Origin of the sequence: Nocardiopsis protaetiae, from assembly GCF_045446735.1 — a bacterium.
In the GTDB taxonomy this organism is placed as follows: domain Bacteria; phylum Actinomycetota; class Actinomycetes; order Streptosporangiales; family Streptosporangiaceae; genus Nocardiopsis; species Nocardiopsis protaetiae.
This window is the reverse complement of record NZ_JBJJBV010000327.1, coordinates 1-6,666: the sequence shown is the minus strand read 5'-3', so window position 1 is coordinate 6,666 and position 6,666 is coordinate 1. Positions and strand designations below refer to the sequence as shown.

The following is a 6,666-nucleotide window of genomic DNA, read 5'->3' as shown; positions in this document are numbered from 1 at the left end:
GCGCTGCTCCCCTCCGCGGCCCTGGCCGCGCCCCGCCCCCGCCGGGCCGCGGCCGCCGTCCTGGACGTCGTCTCCGACGTGCAGGGCGACCTGGCCGACCTGCGCCGCTCCCTGGAGACCCTGCACGGGCTGGGCACCGCCGACGCGCTCGTCGTCAACGGCGACCTGGTGTCCAACGGGTACGTCTCCCAGTACGAGGACTACCGGGCCGCCCTGGACTCGCGCCCCCACCCGGAGGTGGTGCTCAGCACCTTCGGCAACCACGAGCAGTACAACAACGACCCCTTCGACACCCAGGTGGACCGGTTCGCCGCCTACACCGGCATGCCCGGCGTGTTCTCCGAGCACCTGGTCGGCGGCGTCCCGGTGCTGCGCATCGGCACCGTCGCCCCGTCGGTGGGCGGGACCGGCGGGCCGTTCGTGACCCTGGGCGGGGAGCAGCTGTCCTGGCTGGACTCCCGGCTGTCGGAGCACGCGGGCGGGCCGGTCCTGGTGCTGAGCCACCACGTGCTGCCCGACAGCGTCTCGGGGACCACCGGGGAGGACTCGGCCCGGTTCTACGACCGGGACTTCGTGGAGGAGCGGGAGCTGCTGGAGGTCCTGGGCGGCCACCCGGGCGCCGTGTTCTTCTCCGGGCACACCCACTGGTCGCTGGAGCGCGGGGACTGGGCGGTCCGCAAGGTGGTCTCCGGCGGGCACCCCGACGGGTTCACCGTGGTGAACACCGGCTTCGTGCAGACCATGTACGGGCCCGACGGCAAGGGCGGCGAGAGGGCGCTGGACGCCGCGGCCGCGCAGGGGCTGCGGGTGGAGGTCATCGACGACGGCACGGTGACCGTGCGGTCGCTGCACCTCAAGACGGGTGAGGCCATCCGGACCCTGGAGATCGCGGCCCGCCGCTAGGGACGGTCCGGCGGGGGCCCGGGAACGACGTGCCCGGGCCCGGGAACGACGAAGGCCCCGCCCTGGTGGGCGGGGCCTTTCGTGCTGGTACCCCCGAGCGGATTCGAACCGCCGTTACCGCCTTGAGAGGGCGGCGTCCTAGGCCACTAGACGACGGGGGCCTGAACTGTGCGCGGTGATCGGTGCGACCACCGAAAACCACGATACCCGGTCGAACCGGACACCGATGACGAACACCGGTCAGAAAGAAGCCTCCCACGGTGTGGGAGGCGCTCCCTGTGGTACCCCCGAGCGGATTCGAACCGCCGTTACCGCCTTGAGAGGGCGGCGTCCTAGGCCACTAGACGACGGGGGCGCAGCCGGGTCCTTCGGACCCGATAGCCCGAGCTCGCACTCGGACCGCGCTGGGGTACCAGGACTCGAACCTAGACTAACTGAACCAGAATCAGTCGTGCTGCCGATTACACCATACCCCAGTGCTTTGGGAGGACCCGGTCCGCTTTGCGCTTCCCTGTCCCCCTCGGCGACGTGGATAACTCTAGCGGAACTTCAGAGTGCTCGCGAACCGAAATCGGGGTGGGGGGTCCGTGACCCCGACCACCCCGTTCCGCACCCCCCGCGAGCAGGGGGTTCACACCTTCAGCGGGGCTCTCAGCCCTGCTCTGCCGGCCCCTGGGCGCGCAGCTTGTCCAGGGCCGCGGCCAGCCGCGCCAGGACGCGCTCGCGGCCCAGCAGCTCCAGCGACTCGAACAGCGGCAGGCCCACCGTGCGGCCGGTCACCGCGACGCGCACCGGCGCCTGGGCCTTGCCGAGCTTGAGGCCCAGGCCGGCACCGGTCTCCTCGGTGGCGGTCTTGAGCGCCTCGGCGTTCCAGTCCAGGGCCGGGTCGGCGAAGCGCTCCAGGGCGGCGGCGAGCATCTCCTCGCCCACCCCGGGCTTCATGGCCTTGGCCCAGCTCTTCTCGTCCTCCACCGGCTCGGCGAGGAACAGGAAGTCGACGTTGGGCACGATCTCCGACAGCACCGCCACCCGGCTCTGGGCCAGCGGCGCGACCGCCCGGAACACCTCCGGGTCGTAGTCGCCGGCCGCCCACGGGGTGTCCTCCCCGGTCACCCAGGGGGCGCAGCGCTCGATGAACTCGTCCACGCCCAGCGCGCGGATGTACTCGCCGTTGAAGGCCCGCAGCTTCTTCTCGTCGAAGAACGCGCTGGAGCTGTTGACGTTCTCGATGCGGAACAGCGGCATCATCTCCGACCACGGCATGATCTCGCGGTCGTCGCCCGGCGCCCAGCCCAGCAGCATCAGGTAGTTGACCATCGCCTCGGCCAGGTAGCCCTCCTCCTGGTAGGACTCCAGGGCGACCTTGTCGCGGCGCTTGGACAGCTTCTTGCGCTGCTCGTTGACGATGACGGGCAGGTGCGCCCACACCGGCGGGGTGTGGCCCAGCGCCTCCCACAGCAGCTGCTGCTTGGGGGTGTTGGACAGGTGCTCCTCGCCGCGGATGACCTGGGTGATGCCCATCTCGACGTCGTCGACCACGTTGGCCAGCACGAACAGCGGGGAGCCGTCGGCGCGGGCGATCACGAAGTCCTCGATGGCCGAGTGGGCGAACTCCACCCGGCCGCGGATCTTGTCGTCGACGACGGTGGGGCCGCCGTCGGGCACGCGGAAGCGCAGCGCGCGGCCGGGCCCGGCCTCCAGGCCGCGGTCGCGGCAGAAGCCGTCGTACCCCAGGTTGGGGTTGTCGCGGCGGGCCTCCAGCTGCTCGCGGGTGCAGTCGCAGTAGTAGGCGCTGCCGTTCTTGTACAGCTCCTGCGCGGTCTCGCGGTGCTTGTCGGCGTAGGCGGACTGGAAGTAGGGCCCCTCGAAGGCGGGGTCCTGCGCCCCGATGCCCAACCAGGCCAGGGCGCGGACGATGCCGTCCGTCCACTCCGGGCGGTTGCGCGCGGCGTCGGTGTCCTCGATGCGCAGCACCATGCGCGCCCCGGGCTGCTGCTGTGCCAGAGCCCAGTTGAAGAGCGCGGAGCGGGCGCCGCCGACGTGGAACATGCCCGTTGGGGACGGGGCGAAGCGGGTACGAAGCGAAGTCTCGGTCACGCCTTCCAGGGTAGGCCCGAACCGGGTGGACGGGCTCCCTGCTTTCTCTCCGGGGAGGACGCCGGCGGGGTTCTGGAGGCCGACGGAGCTCATACCCGAGGAACGAGGGTATGAGCGGAGCGGCCGAAGGTTCCCGCCCATGGGGCGTCCGGACCGGGGCCCGAAGCGAAGCGGAGGGCCGAAAAGATACCGGCTCAGGGGGCTTCAGGAAGGCTCGGGCAGGGGGCGGGGGTAGGGCCCGCCCACGCCGTAGGCCTCGGCGAGGGCGTCGGCGAAGGCGGCCGCGATCTTGATCTCGCCCCGCGCGTTGGGGTGGGTGCCGTCATAGGTGTCGGCCTGGACGTCCCACTTCTCGCGTTCGGCGATGTCGACGCTGATCACCGGGGAGCGCTCGGTGGACAGCTCCCCGGCCAGGTTCCGCACCAGGACGTTGTAGGAGTACAGGCGCAGCGCGAACCCGGGGTCGTTGTCGGCGTAGGCGATGGGCAGCGCCTCGGCCAGGACGATCTTCACGTCGGGGTTGCCCTCGCGGGCGCCCTCGACGTAGCGGCGCAGCCGCTCCTCCATCTCCTCCATCTCGACCGGCCACAGCAGGTCGTTGACGCCGATGAGGGTGCACAGCACGTCCGGCTCGTAGCGGCCGACCTCCTCCTCGATGCTGGCGGAGGCGTCGCGCAGGGTGCGGCCCCACACGGCGTTGTGGTCCTGGTCGAAGTCGGGGTCGCGGTACTCGCCGGTGCCGGCGTCCCCGTCGCTTCCGGGCCAGCTGTGGTCGGCGAGCTGCGCGAGGGCCTCGGCGTCCGCCGCGGCGGCCTCGGTGGCCGCGGCGGTGGGCCCGTCCCCGGCGGGCCCGTCCGAGGGCCCGTCCACGGTGGGCTCGGCGGCGGGGGACTCCTCGTCGGTGGGCACCGGGATGATCATGTCGGTGGTGGCCGGGTCGGTGTAGGGGCCGACGAAGTCCAGCCCCTCCACCGCGGGCTCCAGGTGGTTCCACAGGTGGTAGCGCCACGTCCGGTCGCCGTTGGCGCCCTGGGTCATGGAGTCTCCGGAGAGCATGACGCGCAGTGATCCGCTCATGGGTGTTCCAGCCTCCGCTCGGGGGTCGGTTCCGCGGTCGTCGGTGCGTGTCACCCACAGGTAGCCGCCGCCGGCGACCAGGGCCAGCGCGAGGAGACCGGCCAGGATCAGGGTGCCGGTGCGTCGGGACGGAGGGATGGCCACGTGGTGCCCTTCCGGTGAGGCGTTGGACGACGCGGGGGACGCCGCCCGGAGTTCGGATACGGCCCGGCCGCGGCGCGGCCGGGCCGGAGGGATCCGGTCAGTCCCGGGAGACGACCCGGTTGCTGATGGTGCCCAGTCGCTCCACCGTCACCGAGACCTCCTGTCCTACCTGCAACGGCCCAACCCCGGCGGGTGTGCCGGTGAGGAGGACGTCGCCGGGCAGCAGCGTCATGAACGAGGTGACGTAGGAGATCATGCCCGCGATGTCGTGGATGAACTGTGATGTTCGTCCACTCTGGCGGACCTCGCCGTCCACGGTGGTGGTGACCGCCAGGTCCTGGGCCTCCTCGATGCTCAGCCCGGTGGTGATCCACGGACCGATCGGGCAGAAGGAGTCGAACCCCTTGGCCCGGGTCCACTGCTTGTCCTTCTTCTGCAGGTCGCGGGCGGTGACGTCGTTGGCGACGGTGTACCCGAAGATGACGTCGGCGGCCCGCTCCCGGGGCACCTCGCGGCAGGGCCGGGAGATGACGATGGCCAGCTCGCCCTCGAAGTCCACCCGCTCGGAGACCGCCGGGTAGAAGATCGGGTCCGTGGGCCCGGCCACCGAGGTGGAGGGCTTGAGGAAGACCACGGGCTCCTCCGTGGCCTCGCCCGTGATGTCCTGCATCTCCGCGATGTGGTCGGCGTAGTTCTTGCCGATGCAGACCACCTTGGTGGGCAGGACCGGCGACAACAGGCGGACGTCGGCGAGCTTGGCCCGCTCACCGGTCAGCTTGATGTCGCCCAGCAGGGGGTGCCCGTTGAGCCTGGCGACGTACTCGTCGCCGCTGTCGGTATCGGTCTCCACGAGGCCGAACCCGACCTCGTCACCGGCCGCGAACCGTGCGATGCGCACCTGTTGTCCTCCCAGATCGACACGTTTGCGCTTGAAGGTTATCCGCGCCCGCCCCCGACGGCACGGCGGCGGTGCCGCACCTTCCGCCTTGGCGCTCGGAACGGTCGCGGTCGTGGCATGCTGGGGTCCGTCATCCGTTACTGAGAGGTGCCCCGTGCCCACGTCCGCTCCGGCCCCGGGAGGCCGTCGCCGCCGCTCCCGCCGGTACCCGGCGGGAGTCGCCCTCGGCCTGTGCCTGGTCTCGGGCGCCGCCACCGTGCTGATGGTCAGCGTGCCGCCGCCGCTGGAGGACTCCGGCACCCCCGCGGGCACCTCCGGCCCGGTCGGCGACGGGGTGCCCGACGACGCCGAGGCGCCGACGGTCAGCGCCAGGGGCCAGAGCGAGGAGGCGCCCGCGCCGCCCTCCCCGGCTCCCTCCCCCTCCGTGGAGGAGGACGAGCCGGTGCTGCTGCGCTCGGTCGTGGAGGAGGTCGACAGCGCCGACGGCGACTTCTCCGTGATGAAGGGCGAGAGCGACGTCATGGGCGAGGGCCCGGTGACGACGTTCGCGGTGGAGGTCGAGAAGGGCCTGCCCGGCGAGGCCGACGACTTCACCGAGGCCGTCGAGCTGATCCTGGGCGACCCGCGCAGCTGGGGCGACGACGGGCGGCGGTCGATGCAGCGGGTGGACGGCGACGACGCCGACATCCGGGTGCTGCTGGCCGCCCCCGACACGGTCGACCGCATGTGCGCGCCGCTGCGCACCAACGGCTACGTCTCCTGCGCCAGCGGCAACCGGGCCATCATCAACCAGAACCGCTGGGTGTCCGGGGTCCCGCACTTCGACGGCGACCTGGAGACCTACCGGGTCTACCTCATCAACCACGAGGTGGGCCACACGCTGGGCCACGGCCACGTGTCCTGCCCGGGCGCGGGCGAGGTCGCCCCGGTGATGCAGCAGCAGACGCTGGACCTCCAGGGCTGCGAGCCCAACGGCTGGGTCCACCCGGACAACGACCCGTCCGGGGACGACTGACCCCGGTCCCGAACAGAGAGGCCGCACCGTGTGCGAGCGCCATGCCCCCGTGAACGTTCCGGCCCCGGTGAGCAGGCGGGCGGCCCTGGGTGTGGCCGCGGGCGCGGTCACCGGTGCCGTCGCCGTCACCGCCGCCGCCTGCGCGGGCCCCGCGCAGGACTCCGACGCCCCGCCCTCCCCGGCCCCCGGGACCGGGGAGGCGCCCTCGCCGGAGGAGTCGGTGGCCACCGTCGACGAGGTCCCGGTCGGCGGGGGCGTCGTCCTGGCCGGTGCGGCCGTGGTCCTGACCCAGCCGGAGGCGGGCGAGTTCCGGGCGTTCTCCACCACCTGCACCCACGAGGGCTGTCCGGTGGACGAGGTGGTCGGCGACGAGATCGTGTGCCCGTGCCACGGCAGCCGGTTCTCCATCGCCGACGGCTCCCGGACCGACGGCCCGGCCTCGGAGCCCCTGGAGGAGTACCCGGTGACCGTCACCGAGGAGGGCGGCCTGGTCGTCGGCTGACGGCGGGGCCCGCCCCGGACGCGGCCGCGG

Annotated in this window: 6 protein-coding genes and 3 tRNA genes; 3 read left to right on the top strand and 6 right to left on the bottom strand. The window is 72.3% G+C overall.

Annotated elements, in window-relative coordinates; all coding sequences use genetic code 11:
• A partial coding sequence (locus ACJOT3_RS30795) for a DUF4073 domain-containing protein (protein ID WP_406976640.1) occupies positions 1-903 on the top strand: 903 nt, incomplete at its 5' end.
• Positions 904-988: 85 nt separating this feature from the next.
• Here the strand turns inward: ACJOT3_RS30795 and ACJOT3_RS30790 are convergent.
• The 6 genes from ACJOT3_RS30790 to ACJOT3_RS30765 all read right to left on the bottom strand — a co-directional run bounded on the left by ACJOT3_RS30790 (position 989) and on the right by ACJOT3_RS30765 (position 5,119).
• Positions 989-1,064 (bottom strand) — tRNA-Glu (locus ACJOT3_RS30790).
• A gap of 118 nt (positions 1,065-1,182) precedes the next feature.
• Positions 1,183-1,258: transfer RNA gene (locus ACJOT3_RS30785), tRNA-Glu, on the bottom strand.
• A gap of 49 nt (positions 1,259-1,307) precedes the next feature.
• Positions 1,308-1,379 (bottom strand) — tRNA-Gln (locus ACJOT3_RS30780).
• Between the two features lie 175 nt (positions 1,380-1,554).
• On the bottom strand, positions 1,555-3,000 hold the full coding sequence (gene gltX, locus ACJOT3_RS30775; protein WP_406976639.1) for a glutamate--tRNA ligase: 1,446 nt from the start codon (positions 2,998-3,000) through the stop codon (positions 1,555-1,557).
• 204 nt (positions 3,001-3,204) lie between these two features.
• Complete coding sequence (locus ACJOT3_RS30770; protein WP_406976638.1) at positions 3,205-4,221, bottom strand: GDSL-type esterase/lipase family protein; 1,017 nt, start codon at positions 4,219-4,221, stop codon at positions 3,205-3,207.
• Between the two features lie 97 nt (positions 4,222-4,318).
• On the bottom strand, positions 4,319-5,119 hold the full coding sequence (locus ACJOT3_RS30765; protein WP_406976637.1) for a fumarylacetoacetate hydrolase family protein: 801 nt from the start codon (positions 5,117-5,119) through the stop codon (positions 4,319-4,321).
• Positions 5,120-5,381: 262 nt separating this feature from the next.
• Between ACJOT3_RS30765 and ACJOT3_RS30760 the strand changes: the two genes are divergently transcribed.
• Complete coding sequence (locus tag ACJOT3_RS30760; RefSeq protein ID WP_406976641.1) at positions 5,382-6,134, top strand: DUF3152 domain-containing protein; 753 nt, start codon at positions 5,382-5,384, stop codon at positions 6,132-6,134.
• Positions 6,135-6,183: 49 nt separating this feature from the next.
• The gene (locus ACJOT3_RS30755; RefSeq protein WP_406976636.1) at positions 6,184-6,636 is read left to right on the top strand and encodes a Rieske (2Fe-2S) protein; all 453 of its coding nucleotides are present in this window, start codon (positions 6,184-6,186) and stop codon (positions 6,634-6,636) included.
• Positions 6,637-6,666: the final 30 nt, after the last annotated feature.

What these genes read in the sequence shown, in the direction of transcription:
- ACJOT3_RS30760 (WP_406976641.1), top strand. Translation starts at nt 5,382, where the DNA reads ATGGTCAGCGTGCCGCCGCCGCTGGAGGACTCCGGCACCCCCGCGGGC.